The 15,614-nt window shown below is 71.8% G+C and carries 15 protein-coding genes, 1 tRNA gene and 2 pseudogenes; 10 read left to right on the forward strand and 8 right to left on the reverse strand.

Features of this window, described 5'->3' with window-relative positions; genetic code table 11:
* Positions 1-362: 362 nt before the first annotated feature.
* A complete protein-coding gene (locus F7Q99_RS39655; RefSeq protein WP_153472274.1) occupies positions 363-506 on the forward strand; it encodes a hypothetical protein in 144 nt (47 codons plus the stop codon).
* A 236-nt stretch (positions 507-742) separates the two neighbouring features.
* Here F7Q99_RS39655 and F7Q99_RS39660 read toward each other — a convergent pair whose 3' ends face one another.
* Entirely contained in the window at positions 743-1,687 is a 945-nt protein-coding gene (locus tag F7Q99_RS39660) for a GlxA family transcriptional regulator (protein WP_407697922.1), read from the reverse strand.
* A 110-nt stretch (positions 1,688-1,797) separates the two neighbouring features.
* On the opposite strand from F7Q99_RS39660, the gene F7Q99_RS39665 reads away from it, so the two are divergent.
* From F7Q99_RS39665 to F7Q99_RS39670, 3 genes are all read left to right on the forward strand, one after another.
* Positions 1,798-2,496, forward strand: coding sequence for a DJ-1/PfpI family protein (locus F7Q99_RS39665; RefSeq protein ID WP_153472277.1), 699 nt, complete (start codon positions 1,798-1,800; stop codon positions 2,494-2,496).
* Between the two features lie 343 nt (positions 2,497-2,839).
* Positions 2,840-2,974: a hypothetical protein gene (locus tag F7Q99_RS42980; RefSeq protein WP_268267737.1), complete on the forward strand. Its 135-nt coding sequence runs from the start codon at positions 2,840-2,842 to the stop codon at positions 2,972-2,974.
* Between the two features lie 304 nt (positions 2,975-3,278).
* Positions 3,279-3,638: a UBP-type zinc finger domain-containing protein gene (locus F7Q99_RS39670; protein WP_153472280.1), complete on the forward strand. Its 360-nt coding sequence runs from the start codon at positions 3,279-3,281 to the stop codon at positions 3,636-3,638.
* Positions 3,639-3,711: 73 nt separating this feature from the next.
* On the opposite strand, the gene F7Q99_RS39675 is transcribed toward F7Q99_RS39670, so the two are convergent.
* Entirely contained in the window at positions 3,712-4,284 is a 573-nt protein-coding gene (locus F7Q99_RS39675) for a YceI family protein (RefSeq protein WP_153472284.1), read from the reverse strand.
* A 98-nt stretch (positions 4,285-4,382) separates the two neighbouring features.
* Here F7Q99_RS39675 and F7Q99_RS39680 point away from each other — a divergent pair.
* Positions 4,383-4,586: pseudogene (locus F7Q99_RS39680) on the forward strand (lysine transporter LysE); the annotation flags it as partial.
* Between the two features lie 149 nt (positions 4,587-4,735).
* Here the strand turns inward: F7Q99_RS39680 and F7Q99_RS39685 are convergent.
* Positions 4,736-5,305, reverse strand: a complete 570-nt coding sequence (locus F7Q99_RS39685; protein ID WP_326847584.1) for a CGNR zinc finger domain-containing protein — start codon at positions 5,303-5,305, stop codon at positions 4,736-4,738.
* Between the two features lie 55 nt (positions 5,306-5,360).
* Here F7Q99_RS39685 and F7Q99_RS39690 point away from each other — a divergent pair, with 55 nt between their 5' ends.
* On the forward strand, positions 5,361-6,947 hold the full coding sequence (locus tag F7Q99_RS39690) for an FAD-dependent monooxygenase (RefSeq protein WP_195911439.1): 1,587 nt from the start codon (positions 5,361-5,363) through the stop codon (positions 6,945-6,947).
* 313 nt (positions 6,948-7,260) lie between these two features.
* On the opposite strand, the gene F7Q99_RS39695 is transcribed toward F7Q99_RS39690, so the two are convergent.
* A complete protein-coding gene (locus tag F7Q99_RS39695) occupies positions 7,261-7,641 on the reverse strand; it encodes a DJ-1/PfpI family protein (protein ID WP_153472291.1) in 381 nt (126 codons plus the stop codon).
* On the opposite strand from F7Q99_RS39695, the gene F7Q99_RS39700 reads away from it, so the two are divergent.
* Together F7Q99_RS39700 and F7Q99_RS39705 are read left to right on the forward strand one after the other, a co-directional pair.
* Positions 7,622-7,936: a helix-turn-helix domain-containing protein gene (locus tag F7Q99_RS39700; RefSeq protein WP_195911440.1), complete on the forward strand. Its 315-nt coding sequence runs from the start codon at positions 7,622-7,624 to the stop codon at positions 7,934-7,936. The two genes, F7Q99_RS39695 and F7Q99_RS39700, sit on opposite strands and share 20 nt — an antisense overlap.
* Positions 7,937-8,120: 184 nt before the next feature.
* Positions 8,121-8,197 (forward strand) — tRNA-Met (locus tag F7Q99_RS39705).
* Here the strand turns inward: F7Q99_RS39705 and F7Q99_RS42370 are convergent.
* A complete protein-coding gene (locus tag F7Q99_RS42370; protein WP_326847585.1) occupies positions 8,154-8,900 on the reverse strand; it encodes an MFS transporter in 747 nt (248 codons plus the stop codon). The two genes, F7Q99_RS39705 and F7Q99_RS42370, sit on opposite strands and share 44 nt — an antisense overlap.
* A gap of 9 nt (positions 8,901-8,909) precedes the next feature.
* On the opposite strand from F7Q99_RS42370, the pseudogene F7Q99_RS39715 reads away from it, so the two are divergent.
* Both F7Q99_RS39715 and F7Q99_RS39720 read left to right on the forward strand, forming a co-directional pair.
* Positions 8,910-9,332, forward strand: a pseudogene (locus F7Q99_RS39715) (peroxiredoxin); the annotation flags it as partial.
* Between the two features lie 201 nt (positions 9,333-9,533).
* The gene (locus F7Q99_RS39720; protein WP_153472296.1) at positions 9,534-9,968 is read left to right on the forward strand and encodes a hypothetical protein; all 435 of its coding nucleotides are present in this window, start codon (positions 9,534-9,536) and stop codon (positions 9,966-9,968) included.
* A 113-nt stretch (positions 9,969-10,081) separates the two neighbouring features.
* Here F7Q99_RS39720 and F7Q99_RS39725 read toward each other — a convergent pair whose 3' ends face one another.
* From F7Q99_RS39725 to F7Q99_RS39735, 3 genes are read right to left on the reverse strand one after another with little or no spacing between them, the layout of a single operon-like run.
* Positions 10,082-14,725, reverse strand: a complete 4,644-nt coding sequence (locus F7Q99_RS39725; RefSeq protein WP_153472299.1) for a WXG100-like domain-containing protein — start codon at positions 14,723-14,725, stop codon at positions 10,082-10,084.
* Positions 14,722-15,087, reverse strand: coding sequence for a WXG100 family type VII secretion target (locus tag F7Q99_RS39730; protein WP_153472301.1), 366 nt, complete (start codon positions 15,085-15,087; stop codon positions 14,722-14,724). Before F7Q99_RS39730 ends, F7Q99_RS39725 begins: the two co-directional genes overlap by 4 nt.
* A 2-nt stretch (positions 15,088-15,089) precedes the next feature.
* Positions 15,090-15,551 carry a YbaB/EbfC family nucleoid-associated protein gene (locus F7Q99_RS39735; protein ID WP_153472303.1) on the reverse strand — a complete coding sequence of 154 codons (462 nt, stop codon included), beginning with the start codon at positions 15,549-15,551 and terminating at the stop codon, positions 15,090-15,092.
* Positions 15,552-15,614: the final 63 nt, after the last annotated feature.

The following is a 15,614-nucleotide window of genomic DNA, read 5'->3' on the forward strand; positions in this document are numbered from 1 at the left end:
GGCGCTTCTTCCACGCGTTTCCGCTGGTGGGAGCCACCGTGACACCCGCGACGGCGAGGGAGGGGGGAAACTCATCGGGTGTTACGGCAGGTCAGCCGCCGGTTTGAACGGTCGAGGCTGGTCCGTTCGGGTGGTGGCGAGGTTCGGCCGGACGGCATGGTGGGCAGAGCCTGCGACATGACGACACACTCGACCAGGCGCCGCCGTCCGGCCGCGCCCACCGTGCCCGCTCCCGCTGCCCCGGTTCGCGCCGGAAGGCCGTCGGCCCCGGCCCGGCCGCGCGGCGGGTGCTGCCGTACCTGGTCCAGCGAGCACCTGACGCCCGGCGGGACGGTCGTCCGAACGACCTGGCACGAGCCTGCGTGCACGACGTGGGCCCGGCGATGACCACCGGCGGTGCGAGCACCGCCCCGGGCTCGCGGGCGGGTGTGCGCGGCCTGGTCCACGACGGCGGGGTGTGCCTGATACGCCGCCAGCGCCCCGCCCGGTCCGACCGGGAACCCTGACGGCGTGCCAGCCAGGGCTCAGGCCCCCGGCACCGTACCGTCGGCCCATGCCCATCGGCCTGCTGTCCGCCCTCCTGGCCGCGCTGCTCACCGGCTCGGCCACCGTGCTGCAGGCGCTCGGCGCCCGCCGGGCCGCCACCGGCCCACAGGCCGGGGAGGCCGCCGCACTGGCCGGCGCGCTGCGCCCGCGGGGACGGCGGCAGCGGTGCGCTGTGACCAACCTCCGTGGTCAGCACCTAGCCCCGCAGAGCCGCCTGCCGGTACGCCGAGGGCGTAGTCGCGTAGTGGTCTGCGAAGGCCTGCCGGAGGGTCTCGGTCGTACCGAGACCGCACCTGCGGGCGATCGCGGACAGCGGCAGCCGGGTGGTCGCCAGCAGTTGGGCGGCCGCCTCGGTGCGCAGCACGCGTACGTGCCGGGCCGGGGTGGTGCCGAGTTGGGCGGTGAAGAGCCGGGTGAGGTGACGCGGGCTCACTCCGGCGATCCGGGCCAGCGTGGTGGCGTTCAGCTCCGTGGCGAGGTTGGCGGTGATGTGTGCGCAGACGTCGCGGACCAGCGGGTGTTTTGGAGGCGGTGCGGCGAGGTGCACGCTGACCTGTGCCTGGTTGCCGGGGCGTTGCAGGTAGGCGACCAGCGAGCGGGCGACCCGGCGTGCCAGTTCGGGGCCGTGGTCCTGTTCGACGAGGGCGAGTGAGAGGTCGAGCGCGCTGGTGACGCCTGCCGAGGTGTGGACGTTGCCGTCGGTGACGAACAGCGGTGCCGGGTCGACCTGGACGGTGGGGTAGTGGGCTGCCAGCTCGGCCGCCCACATCCAGTGGGTGGTGGCGCGGCGGCCGTCGAGGAGCCCGGCGGCGGCCAGGACGGTGGCACCGGTGCACACCGATACCACCCGGCGGCTGAGCCCGGCCAGGCGGCGCAGATGGGTGAGCACGCGGGCGTCTTCGGCGGCCGCCTGGTGCCCGAGCCCGCCGGCGACGAGCACGCTGTCGAGAGGGCCGGTGACTTGCTCCAGTGCCGCGGCGGCCAGTGTCAGGCCGCAGGTCGTCCGTACCGGGCGACCGCCGAGTGAGACCAGCTCCACCTGGTAGGCGGGGTCCGCGCCCCAGCGGGTCGCCGCGTCGAACACGTCGGCGGGGCAGGCGATGTCGAGGAGTTCGGCGTCCGGGTATCCGATCACGACCACGCGGCGCACGGGCGGCTCCTGGATCCGAGGGGTGGTGTCCGAAGGACAGGGATCACAGGATTTCAGACCAGACCGGCCTGCGGGCCCCGTGTCCGGGCGAGGCTGGCGGCATGACCGCAACCAGGACCTTCGCCTTCGTGCTGTACCCCGGCCTCACCCCGCTCGACTTCGTCGGGCCGCTCCAGGTGCTCGGCGCCCTGCAGGAGTTCGGCCTCGGCTTCGAGGCCGTCACGGTCGCCGCCGACCTCGAACCGCTGCACACCGACATCGCGGTGTCCGTCACCGCCTCGCACACCTTCGCGCAGGTGCCCGAGCCGTTCGGCCTGATCGTTCCGGGCGGCGGTGCTCCGACCTTCGCCGCCCTCGCGGACGAGCACCTGCTCGGCTACGTCCGGCGGGCCGCCGGCACGGCCGAGCTCGTGGGCTCGGTCTGCACCGGCTCGCTGGTGCTCGGCGCCGCCGGGCTGCTCGAGGGCCGGGAAGCGGTCACGCACTGGGCCGCCATGCCGATGCTGCGCGCGTTCGGCGCGACGCCGGTGTCGCGGCGCTGGGTCGCGGACGGGCCGGTCCGTACCGCCGCGGGAGTGGCGGCCGGCATCGACATGGCCCTGCAGCTGGTCGCCGAGCTGGTGGGGGAGGACGCCTGCCGCATGATCCAGTCGGCCATCGAGTACGACCCCCGGCCGCCGCTCGGCCCGATCGACTGGTCGGGACTGGACCGCGAGCCGATGGAGTCCTGGCTCAGGTCACAGGTGCAACAGGGACTCGCGGCCGATCCCGAGCTCCGGGCCCGCCTGCTCGCTCCCTGAGAACGGCCCGGGGGAGCCCCTCAGGCCTGCCCGGGCGATCCCGTCGGCGGACGGCGCAGTCCACCCGCGCCGCCGAGCGGATGCTGTGCTCCCACCCCCACTCCCGGCCGCCGTGGCCCGCGTGCTCCCACAGCCTGGCATAGGCCGCCAGCTGCGCCGCGGCCTCCTCGGCGATGCCGATTGCCCCGGGCAGGTCCCGCTGATCGACCTACATGCCGGCCAACCGGCCCGCTGCGCCCGGACCCAGCGCGCGAGCTGCTCGCAGCCGTGCTCCGTGACGGAAGGGTGTCGATTGGATACGTTAAGTGACGATTTCGTTCACCTCGAAGCCAGGGAGTTCATCATGACCACCGAGGAACTCGCCAGGCTCTACGCCCTGCTGACCATCCTGGAGCCGCAGACGCAGACCTGCGTCCAGCCGCCCGCCTCGCCGAGGTGGGGACGGCGGGTGACGGCGACACCGACACCACCGTGGTGAAGCAGCTGAAGACGCACGCCGACAAGATCGCCGCCGAGCTGGCCTTGGTGAGTCCCGAGAAGCTGCAGCGCAAGGCAGCGGCGATCGCCAAGTTCCTCGTCCTAGTTCTGCAGTTGCCCCGTTGGCCCGCCAGCTCCGTTCGCTGGCGGGCCAACGTACGTGCGGGGCGGGCCACCTCCACCCCGGCGCCCCGCCACTCGGTCGGCAAGAAGCACCGCAGAGGACGCCCGCCAGCCCCAAGGGGCCAGCGAACGTCCTTAAGAATCAAGCTAGGCTTATTACGTCTCATCAGGGAGGCGTCGACATGGCTCGCGATCGGATCCCAGGTATCGACCCCGCGGCGAAGCCGAGTGGAACCGGGTGCATGGAGTGCGCGGCCGGTGACGGACCGGGGTGGTGGTTGCATCTGCGCCGATGCGCTGCCTGTGGGCACATCGGATGCTGTGACTCCTCGCCCTCCCAGCACGGAACAAAGCACGCGCGGCAGGCGGGACACCCGTTCCTGGCCAGTTTCGAACCGGGAGAGAGCTGGTTCTGGAACGTCGAGACCGAGCAGTACTACGACGGGCCGGAACTGGCGCCGCCCACCTCGCATCCGGCCTCACAGCCGACCCCGGGGCCGCACGGCAAGGTCCCCGCGGACTGGCAGCGGCACCTGCACTGACGTGGGTCGGCCCGTGCCGCCAGGCCGGGCCCAGGCGCCACCGGGTCGACCTGTGGCAGCCGCCAGACCGCCGTCAGCCGGCCGTTGCAGCGGGCTCGAGGACTGCCTCGACATCGACCGTGACGTCGACCATGTCGCCCACGACGACACCACCTCGGTCGACCACGTCGTTCCAACTCACGCCGAAGTCGTGGCGGTTGATGCGTGTTCTGGCGACGAATCCGGCCCGGCGCCGTGGGCCGAGATCCCGGCCGTCCTCCCACCACGGTGTGTCCCACTGCCCCAGATACGTGACATCGAATGTCACGGAGCGTGTCACTCCGCGAATGGTGAGGCCGCCTGTCACCTCGAAGTCGTTCGCGCTCACCTGGCGGATGCCGGACCCGGTGAACGTCCACGTCGGATGGCGCTCGACATCGAAGAAGTCGGCGCTGCGCAGGTGGGTGTCACGGTCGGGCTGCCCGGTGTACACCTGCGTCGCGTCGATCGTGGCCTCGACCTGGGCCTTCTGCGGCTCGTCGGGATCGACCACCAGGAAGCCGTGCACGTTCTTGAACTGTCCGCGTACGTAGGTGACCATCATGTGTCTGGCGCTGAACTCCGCCGCAGTGTGACCTGGCTCGAAGAACCACTTCGCCGTGGCCATGGCAGCTCCTCGGCATGCTTGCCCCTCCGAACACGATAGGACGGCGGTGCACCGTCGGCTCGCCCGACGCCGGCCCGGCAGCGGACCGTCGCGCGGTCGTGATCGCCGCGCTGGTCGCGGGACTCCTTGGCGGTCATGGCATCGCCATGCCAGTGGGAGCGGTCGCGACGTATCTGGTGGCCCTAACCGCGCGGACGTCCTTGAAGGTCGGTGTGTGTGCCGCACTGGGAGTTGCCACCGCCGACGGCCTGTATGCGCTGATCGCCGAGGCCGGGGGTTCCGCACTCGCCCGGGCAACCCGGTGAGGTCGGTACGGGATAGGTGTGTCCCCCTTTGGCCGGACCCCGGCGACCGTCGCCCCTGACCCGGCCATCCACGCTCCTCGCGTGAACGGCGGGCCGGGCGGCACCGGGGCGTGCCGCTGACGCGATCGGCGAACGCTCTCGAGTCGTCAGCCGAGGGTGCGGTGGGCCCGGTGGGCGGCGACGCGTGCCCGGGTGGCACAGCGCGGCGTGCAGAAGCGCTGTGGTGTGCGACGGCCGGCATCGATGAAGAACCGGTCGCAGCCGGCTGCACCGCACTGTCCCCATGCGCAGGAGCCTCGTTCGCTCAGCCACAGGCCCAGGGCCAGCGCGGCGGTGGAGAGGAGCCAGTGGGTGAGGTCGGCGGTGGGGGGCGCCTGGGTGTGCAGTGACCAAGGACGGCCTGGGAGGCGGACGAGGCGGGGCCGGGCCGGGTAGCGGTCGAGCAGGGTGTTGATCGCCTCGGCCGCCTCGTCCTCGTCGTGCATGGTGAGGATGCGGATCAGGTGGGAGGTGGCCGCGCGCAGTTCGCAGGCGTCGGCGTCGGTGAGCCGGAAGGGCGGCCCGCCGTGGCGTGCCAGGACAGCCTGCAGGTCGGCGGCTTCTGCCTCGGGGTCGTCCCGGACGGTGTTCGCAAGGTCGGTGATGAAGTGGAGGCCGCGGGGGTTGCCGCCGCCGAGGTCATCGGTCATGGGCCCGGCTTTCTGATCGTTTGCCACGCACCTCATGGTAACGTCAAAATCGAAATCTAGGCGTTACGAGGTGAGGAGCGGTATGCGATTCCCGACAGCGACGTCCGTACTGGTCATCGGAGGGGGCCCGGTTGGTCTGACCCTGTCGCTTCTGCTGTCCGAGCACGGTGTGCGGCACCTGCTCGTAGAGGCGCACCCGGGCACCTCGCACCATCCCAAGGCGCGTGGAGTGTCGGCGCGTTCGATGGAGATATTCCGCCGTTGCGGTCTGGAGGCGGACATCCGGCAGGCCGGGCTCCCGGCCTCGCACGTCTACTTCTACCGTGGCCGGAACCTGGTCGACCCCGACTTCGTCCGCACCGGAGTCGCACACGAGCCGCAGGAGGGCTCCGAGCGCACCCCCTCGCCGGGCCTGATCTGCCCTCAGGACGCCCTGGAAACCGTGTTGCTGCGGCGCGCCCGCGAACTCGCGCCCGACGGCATCAGCTTCTCCACCAGGCTGCTCTCCTTCACCGAGGACAGCCAAGGAGTGCACGCGGAGCTGGAGGACCGGGCGACCGGCGCACGGCAGTCCGTGCGTGCCGACTGGCTGGTCGGCTGCGACGGCGCGGCAAGCACCGTCCGCACCGGCGCCGGAATCGCGATGACGGGGCCCACGGGCCTGGGACACTTCCTCAGCGTCCGCTTCGAGGCGCCGCTCGGCGACGTCGTGGCCGACCGGGCCAGCGCGTCGTACTTCCTCACCGAGCCGGGCCGCGGCGGCTTCCTCGCCATCGACAACGACCGGCACTGGATCTACCAGCACCCCTTCGACCCCCAGCGCGTCGACACCACCCGGCTCCTGAGTGACCATCGGCAGCTCGCCCAACTGGTGCGGGACGCCGCCGGCCTGCCGGACCTGGAGGTCACCGTCCAGGACACCATGACCTGGCGACTGGACGCCCGGCTCGCCGAGACCTACCGCAGGTCGCGGATACTGCTCGTCGGCGACGCGGCCCATGTGATCCCCCCGACCGGCGGGCACGGGATGAACACCGGCATCGGCGACGCCGACAACCTGGCCTGGAAGCTCGCCGCGGTCATCAGCGGAGCGGCCGGGGAAGCACTGCTGGACAGCTACCAGGCCGAACGCCGCCCGCTCGCCCGCCAGGTCATCGACCTGTCCCTGGCCAACTCCCGAGCCCGGACCAGTTACCGGATCGACGACGAGCTGCTGCTCACCGCGGCCTACCGCTCCACCGCCGTCATCACCGACCCGGACGCTCCCGACCGCCCGCCGCTGGACCCAGCGCGCGAACACCCGGACGGCGAACCCGGCGGTCGCGCACCACACCTGCGGCTGACCACAGTTCCCGGAATCTCCTCCACGCTGGACCTCCTCGGCAACGGATTCACCCTGCTCACGCCCGCAAGCACCACCTGGCAGCGGCAGACCGCCACCGCCGAGGCGGCGGGCCTGCCCGTCGCACTGCGCCCGCTCGCCGCCGGCGTGAGCAGTGCGGCGCACTCCGCGCAGTGGGCCCGGCTGTTCGGTGATCCAGCTGCCGGGGCGGTCCTCGTGCGTCCCGACGGCCACATCGCCTGGCGGGCACCGCACCCGCCCGCCGACGACGCGGAACTTCTCCGCGCCCTCCGGCGGATTCTCTCGGCGCAGCCGGCCCGGCGGTGACCATCCGGGGATGTCACCGCCGGTCCTGACCCCGTCAGGCCGCACCCGACACCATGACCCGGCCTGCTGGCCGATCGCGGCCCGGCTGCTTTCGGCGGCTGGCGGCTGGACGTACTGCTGTACCTGGCTGACCGCGTTGGGTGTACGCGACACCTCGGGCCGCTCCGAGCACCCCTGGGATCACCGCACGATGACGGGCCGGGACGAGGGCCCGACCAGTCGTCAGCAGCTGTTCCTCCACGGGCTTGCCGAAGACGATCGGTCGGCCGTGTGCGCTGGGACACGGCAGCGGGATGCCGCCGCCTTCACCACCTCACTCGACGCCGCGCTCGCCTGGTGCTCCCTGGCCCGCGCGCGGCGCAGCCGTCCACCGGTATTCCATCTGGTGGGCGGTGCGCCGGGCGAGTTGCTCGCCGAAGAGCCGGCTCACGATGTGCAGGCTGGCGTCGATGCCCGCGCTGATCCCCGCGGAGGTGACGATGTCGCCGTCGTCGACCCACCGGACGTCGGTGCGCAGTTGGACGTCCGGCCAGCGCTCGGCCAGCTCTTCCTGGTCCTCCCAGTGAGTTGTGGCGGGGCGGCCGTCCAGAGCCCCGGTGGCGGCCAGCAGGAAGGCCCCGGTGCAGATGCTGAACGTCAGCGCGGAGGTCTTCCGGCGCCGGGCCAGCCAGGCGATGACGTCCAGCAACGCCATGCGGTACGCGCTGGACAACCTGCACAGGCGGCTCACGGTCGACGAACTGGCCGGCGTCGCACACCTGTCGGTGCGGCAGTTCGAACGCCGCTTCGTCGACGCGACCGGTCTTCCGCCGGGACGCTGGATCACGCACCAGCGGATCCGGGCCGGCGCCGTACTACTGGAGTCCGCGGACCATCCGATCGACGCGGTGGCAGACCGGGTGGGCCTGACCGTCGCCGGCTTCCGCCACCACTTCCGGGAGACTATGGGCATCAGCCCCTCGACCTACCGGCGCCTGTTCCGGCCCTGACCACATCGCCGAACACCGGACGCGGCGGGCTCGGTACCATCCGACGGGCGCAGCCAGCGAAGCCTCGATCTTGGTAATGGGCTGCTGGAGATCGACCGACACTGCTGGCCAAGCCCCGGAACCCAGACGCTGGAAGAAACCGATTTCGTGTTGGCGCGGTTGTCGCCTAAGCTGATCTCACCGACGCGGGGTGGAGCAGCTCGGTAGCTCGCTGGGCTCATAACCCAGAGGTCGCAGGTTCAAATCCTGTCCCCGCTACCACCAAGGCCGGGGCCGGCGCGTAATCGCGTCGACCCCGGCCTGTTTGTTGGCCGGCTTGCCGCGTAAGCAGGATTGCGCCGAGGGCAAAGCGATCGAGAAGGGCGAGCCCACGCTGCCCGCCCTTCCGCCCTTCCGCCGTTCCGCCGTTCCCGGCCGATGCCTGGTCTACAGCTCCGTCCAGCCGCACGGCGGCGCCAGCGGGGCGGAGCATAAGCACGCCGTGGCCGGCCGTGTTCGAGAACTGCTCGACGGCGTAGCTGACCGCGTCCAGCAGCATCGAGGTGGCGCCGCCCAGGAGTTGGACCAGCATCCCGCCGAGCGAGGGGCCGGCCAGCTGGGTCGCGGCGGCGCTGCCGGAGACCAGGCTGTTGCGGGCGGTCAGCTCCTCCCTGGCGACGATCGAGGGCAGGAAGGTGGAGTTGCCGACGTCGAAGACCACGCTGGCGAGGCCGACCACCAGCGCCACCACCACCAGTTGCGGCAGGCCGAGCACCCCGAGGGCGGCCGCCAGGGGCACCGAGGCGACGGCTGCCCCGCGCACCAGGTCCATCGCCACCTGGGTGCCGCGTAGCGGCAGAAGGTGGACCAGGACGCCGGCGGGCAGTCCGACCAACAGCCAGGCCAGGTAGCCCGCGCCGGTGAGCAGGCCGACCTCCAGCGCCGTCGCGTGCAGGGTGACGACGGCGATCAGCGGTAGGGCCACCCTGGTCCGGTGCTCTACTGCTTCCCCGGCGCCTACCCGCCCGGCGGCCCGGACCTCCCGCCCGGCTGGGGCGTGATCCCCGGCGCCCCCGGCTGCACCCTGGAGTCCAGCACCTTCCGCGACCGGACACCCGAGTTCACCGCCCGGGGCGCCCGCGTCCACGGCGTCAGCACCCAACGCCCGGACCAGCTGGCCGCGTTCGCCGAGCACGCGCGCATCCCGTTCCCGCTGCTCTCCGACGCCGACCTGCACCTGGCCGCCACGCTGCGCCTGCCCACCTTCCGCGCCGCTGGCGTCGACCGGCTCAAACGGCTCACCCTCGTCCTCGACGCCACCCGCACCGTGCGGGGCGTCCTCTACCCGGTGACCGACCCGGCCGGATCCGTCGAGGCCGCCCTCGCCCTGATCGACGGCCTGCGAGTCCGGCTGTAGATCGTGATCTTCACGCCTCAGCGACCTGCTGCTGGCATTGACCGACAAGGATCGAGCTGGTGCCGGCAATGGTCAGTCGGACCACGATGGTGCTCATCGGCATGCCGCTATTGTTGATCATGTAGGGCTTGGTGCGGCGAACTCGTCGACCTGGCGGAGCGGCTGGCGGGGGAGCAGTGAATGGCGGCAGGAGACAGGGCAGTGAGCCGGGCGTGGATCGGCGCGGCGACGCTGGCCTCGGGGGTGTTCCCGGCCGTGTTCATGGAGGCGACGTGGGTCGCGAACTGGGACGTGGAGCATCCGGTGTCCGTCCCCGGCGACGGCTCACCCGGCGGCGGGAACATGGGGGCCGTGCTCGCCGTGCCGTTCTTCGCCCTCCTCGCAATCGCCTGCCTGCTCTTCCCACTGCTGTGGGGGATCACCGTGATGCGCAGGCGGAAGGGCCGGTCGGTCCAGGAGCTGGTGGTGACCTCCGCCGTCCTGCAAGGGATCGCCCTGCTGCTGGCCCTGCCGGTCGCGGCGAGCCTGCCGTACGGCTGGGCCGGTGTCACGGCCCTCGCCGCAGCGGAGCTGATCGCCCTCGGCATCGCCCTGCAGCCGCTGTGGTCACGACACCAGGGGAAGCTCTTCCGGTAGCCCGGGCCACCGGTGGCTGTTTGAGATCGGCCGCGATGGCCGCGAGCACCTGCGAGGTTCCCGCGGCCGCCTGTCGGCCGGTGGGATCCGGCCGACGGGCGGCAACAGGCTGCTCAGAGCGGGAACTTCTTGAGGGCCGTCTTTCCCTTCCCGTTGAGGACCAGGGTCGGCGGCTCGCCTGGACGCTGCTGGATCGTGACGAGCCACTGGGCCTTCTTGCCTTTGGTCAGCAGCTTGTAGGCGCGCGCGTCCGGGTTGCCGTCGAGGTCGTTCAGATCGCCCAGGCCGTCGACCCCGACCGCTCCGTCCACGAGCCGGCGCAGCAGGTCCAGCGATTCCGGATCCTGGCGCCACTCCGGTGCGTCGGGGCCGGGCTGCGCCGGGGCCGTGGACGAGGAGGCCGCTGCGGAGGTGCTCGCCTCGCCGGCCGGCGGGGTATAACGCTGCCGGAGCTCCTCCGCGTTGACGCGGTGGCGTTCCAGGGCGTCGTTGATCAGCGGGCCGTAGACGTCCTCGCCGGTGACCGGGTGGACGGGGCGGGAGAACGGGTCGTAGTCGACGCCGAAGTTCGCGGCCATGTCCATCACGAAGTGGTAGCGGTGGATGTCGGTGATGTCGCGGCGGTAGTCGGTGTACCAGAGGCTGAACAGGGAGAAGGCGAGGGCCTTCTTCTCCTCCGGTGTCGCGCCCGCCTCGTGGGCGAGCCTGATCATCTTGCCGGTGGTCCGCGACGGGCCGAGCGAGACCGGGTAGCCCAGCCGGCCGGCGGTTTCCACCTGCGGGTTCAGCTGGTTGGGGGTGGCCTCCTTGCCGCGGAAGCTCTTGTCGACCGGCTCCCGGGTCATCGGGGGAGTGGGGGGAGGGTCGCCCGCCGGGCTCGTCCACCCCGGGTAGCGGTGCTCTGCGGCCGGGTCGGGGGCGTCGGAGAGCACGTAGCCCTTGAACTCGCCGCCTGGCCCCTCCGTGACGGTGACGAAGTCCTTCAGGTCGTCGTGGTTGTACATGAGTTCGGCCACGTCGTGGATGGCCGAGACCAGTGTGGAGAAGGGTTCCCCGCCGGGGGCGTGGAGGATCCCGGTGATCGTCTTGTTCCCGTAGTCGACGTACGGCAGGTAGAGGCGCTGCTTGTCCGCCAGTCCCGTGGTGGTGGTGCCGAGTTCCGCGCCGAACTCGGTGTTGCCGTGATTTGCGAGCCAGGGGACCAGCTTGTCGGTCACGAAGTCCGACACGGTCGCGTGGACCTGCGGGTCCTGGCTGATGTTCACGGCGAGGTCGTGTTCGACCTCGACCATCGGCAGGGACTTGACGCGGTCGAGGACGGCCGAGGCCGCCTGGTCCTTCGTCGGGTAGTAGCGAGCGAGGACGTCCGGGGAGCCCGCGGGCCGGGCGGAGCCGTCCGCCCTCGGGACGCTCGGCTTGGGTGCGTCGACCCACTCCCCGATCACCTTGACGATCGCCGGCCGGTTGGCCGGGTCGTGCCACTGGCGGCCGAGGTCGGAGTTCGGGTCCAGGGCTTCGCCGATGCCGCGGTAGGTGTCCTCCGCGTTCGCCTCGGGTGTCTTGCCCTCGATGGTCAGGACCCGGGGCGCGTCCCAGCGGGCCACGTCCTCGGCGTCCAGGTGCGGCAGGTCGGTGCGGGTGGCCGTCTCCGGTGCGTCGGGGGCGCCCTGCGGGTGGTCCCTGACGACGGCGGTGTGGTCCACCGTGTGCTCGATGGTCTCCAGGTAGCGCCGGGGCACCTCGCCGGAGCCGCTGAGGTCGTGGCCCATCAGGCCCTCGCTGTGGACGGCCGGGCCGTCGCCGGTGCGGCGGAACAGGCTGTCGGGGTCCTGGTACTCGTCCTTGAGGCCCAGGTAGTGCAGGACCTCGTGGACGACGCGGGGCATGTGGGTGCCGTCGAGGGCCGGGTCGGTGGGCACGTTCCAGGAGCGCTGGTCGAGCGGCACCTTCTGGTCGTTGCGGCCGATGGTGATGGCCTCGGGGTGGTCATCGCCGGCGACGAGACGCAGGTCGAGGTGGAACTGGTCGCCGGAGCGCGGGAGTTCGAGGCCGGTGTTGAGGTGCTGGTCGATGGCGCGCTGGATCCGCTCGTGCACACCGGTCAGCTCGCCGGCCGACAGGCCGCTGTGCCCGAGGTGCACCGGCAGTTCGACGGTGTGGTGGCGGACCCAGGTGCCGTTCTCGGCCTGGACGCGGCGCACCACGGAACGGATCAGGGTCTGCGAACCGGCCAGCGAATGCGGGGCGTTGCCCGTGAGAGGGTCGCGGGCGGGGTCGAAGCGTTCGGTGTGCACGCGGGCGGTGGGCGCGCCGTTGAGGCGGGAGCGCCAGTCGGGCGAGGCCGGCTCGCGCACCGGGCGGGCGGCCGGGGGCGGGGTGGGCTCCTGGACGCCGACGGTGGCGGGCTGTTGTTCGTGCGTCTGCGTGCTCTCGTGGGATTCGTGGGTCTCGTGCGACGGGCCGGGGTCGCTTTCGAGCCGCGGGGGCGGCGGCAGTTCGACGCTCACCGCGACGTGGTCGCCGGTGTGCTCGGGCGAGCCCGGTTCGAAGTCCTGGTTGCCGCGCGAGCGCGGGACGACGGTGACGTCCTCGCCGCGCAGCACCACCGGGCCGTCGCTCTGGAGGCTCTCCAGCCGGTCCTTCAGCTCGCTGCGCAGGGCGGTGGCGACCGCCTCGGCGCGCTCCTGCCCCAGCTTGAGGGACTTCCCGAAGTGGGGGAGGCCCTGGTCGAGGACGTTCGCCCGCCCTTCGACGGTCACCACCGGCGGGCCGCCGCCGTCACGGGCGTTGCGCACACTGAGGTCGGCGACGTGGCGGGCCGTGGTGTTCAGGGCCTGCTGGCGCGGAGCTGTCAGGTCGGCGGAGCCGCCGTCGAAGGCGATGGGGCCGAGGTCGACCCGCACCGGCTCGTGCGGTGCGAGGGGCACCGGGGACTCGGGCGGTGCCGTGTGGGGCGGGAGTGGCGGTTGGACGTCGGGGGCCGTGGGGGTGAGGGTGTGCTCGGCGCCCGGGTGGTGGACGTCGACCGGGCCGGTGGCGACGTGTTCGACCGGGGCGTGTTCGACCGGGGTGTGGACGGTCTGGGGCTGGTCGGCCGGGGCCTGGGCGGTGGGGTGGCTCTCCGTCTGGGTGACGGTCGGCTCGCTGCTGGTGCGCACGGGGGCGGCGGTTCGACTGTCCGGCGAGGTGCTGGTGTTGCTCGTTTCGGTGGTGACCCGAGGGGACTGCGCCGGTGCTTGTGCCGGAGCCTGCGCCTGTCCTTCGGCGGGACGGGTCTGGTTGGCCGTGGCCGTGGTGCTGTCGGCACTCGTGGCAGGGGAGTTGGTGGTGCGGGAGGTGTCGGAGGCGGTCGGGCGGTCGGCGACGGCGGGCGCGGTCGCGCCGGCCGTACCGGGCGTCTCGACGGGGCGGGTGTCGCTGACGTTCGTGTCGGTCGGCTTGCTCTCGAAGCCGGGGAGGCCCAACTCCTGGTGGGCCGTTGGGGCCGAGGTCGTGGTTTCGCTGCCGTGGAGCCCGGATCCCGTCGTGGTGCCGGTCTCCCCTCGTGACGCCGTCGTCCGGGCGGGCGTCTCGACGGTGGTGTCCGTGGTCCGGGGGCTGGTCCGCTCCTGCGTACCGACGGAGGTGTCGGTCTGCCGGTGCGTGACCTCGCTCGTCGCGTGGCTCTCGGAGACGGACGGCGTGTTGACGGTGTGCACGTCGGGGGTGCCGACGGAGTGCGTACCGGTGTCTTCCACGACCGTCACCGGCCGGGTGTCGGACGCCGTCGGTTCCTTGACGCCGGCGGTGTCGTCGCCCGAGCTGGTCCGTATCGGGGCCGGCGCGGTGTCCGTCGAGTGGACGGAAGGTCCGTGGACGTCCGCCGAGTGCACATCCGGCGTGTGGACGTCCGGCGTGTGGATGTCCGGAGCCTTGATCTCCTTGAGGTTGATGGGGTCGATCTTGGTCTTCCCCTCCTCCCCGCCGCGCCCGTGCTTGCCGCCGCCCAGGGCGCCGATCAGGCCGGAGGTGAGGGCCGAGGTGTAGTCCGCGTCGCCGCCGAAGGCGGCCGTCATGGTGGCGGTGGTGATCACGCCGGTGGCGCCGCCGACGGCGAGTTTGCCGGCCATCGAGCCGGCGAACTTCGGTGCGAACGCCCCGAGTCCGCCGCCGAGGATGCCCCCGATGGCTCCGCCGATCGCGCCGCCTTCCACGGCCTGGATGGTGCTCGCGGTGTCCCACTGGGTCCGGTCGTGCAGGAGCAGGATCTGGATGCTCTGGATCAGCGCGTCCATCCCGACCATGAACCCGACGCCGGAGATGACCGAGACCAGCAGCCGGCGCAGGATCATCTGGACGATCAGGCGGGCGGAGGTGATCGCGGCTGGGATCGCCTCCGGTGCGGCGAACGAGAGAGTGCTCAACTCATAGGCCAGCCAGATGAGTTGCGCGAGGACCATGAGTTTGGCGTATTCGACCTGCACCCCGGTGTTGTCGCCCAGGTCGCCGATCTGGTTGGCGGCCTCGGCCATCTGCGGCAGGTTGGTCTGCAGCTGCTGGGTGAACGCGTTGAACTGCTCGGCGACCGGCCCGCTGATGCTGTTCCGCACGCCGAGGGTCGCCGGACCGATCTCCTTGGTGATCGAGTCGAGCTGCTGGGCGGTGTCGTACCAGGCGGCGCCCAGGGCCCTCAGCTTGTCCTCGTCACCCTTGGGCCAGGACTGGCCGACGGCCAGCCGGGCGACCCAGGCGATCTCGGGGGGCAGGTCGATGCTCATCCGTGCATGGGCCTCTCGGGGGCGGGCCGGTGCTCGCCGGCACCGGTGTTGATCCGGCGGACGGTTTCGATGTTGGTGTCCTCCAGCCGCTGGAAGTTGACGGCCATGGTGTGGATGCCCTCGGCCGTGCTGTGCACCACCTGGCCGATGCCGCCGATGCCCTTGTGGATCTCCTGGTGCGGGCTGTCGTACTGCTTGAAGAACTCCTCGCCGGTGGCGTCGTCGCCCCAGCACGCGCCGAGGTCGGACAGCCGCCCCTCCAGCCCGCTGGCGATCCCCTTGAAGCGGGCGGCGAGCTGCTGGACGTAGGGCAGTTGGAGGTGGAGTCCGTCGGTGTCCACCGAGAACGGTTCGTTCGCCATCGTCAGCCCTCCGTTCCGGTCGGCCGGCCGCTGCGGCGGCTCGTCGCGGGGCCGCCCGCGGCGAGGTAGTCCCGCACCGAGTCGGGCATCGTCGGGTCCTCGGAGAGCAGGACCGTCGGGTCGGCCTTGCCCTGGAGCAGGTCCGAGACGGAGACGCCGGGCGGCAGGCCGAGCGAGGTCAGCTCGGCGACCTGCTGGAGCGCCTCGGCGCGGGCCTGGCGGATGGTGGCCAGCAGGAGCTCGGACAGCTCCTTCGGCGCCATCCGGCGGAAGGCGCCGGTGGGGAAGTCGATGGCGGTGACCTCGCCCTGAGCGGTGACGGTCACCTCGACGGTCTGGCGGGGGGCCGTGGCGGTCGCGGTGACCTCGTTGATCCTGCGCCGGGTCTCGACGGCCTCCTCGCGCTGCCGGTGGTACAGCTCCATCAGGTCCTCGATGCCCTGGTCGTACGGTGTGGTGCTCATGCGCCGCTCCTCGGGTGTGTCGTGCGGTTTCGCGGGCCCGGGGGCCGAGTGGGTCGGGTGCCC

Origin of the sequence: Streptomyces kaniharaensis, from assembly GCF_009569385.1 — a bacterium.
Lineage (GTDB): Bacteria > Actinomycetota > Actinomycetes > Streptomycetales > Streptomycetaceae > Kitasatospora > Kitasatospora kaniharaensis.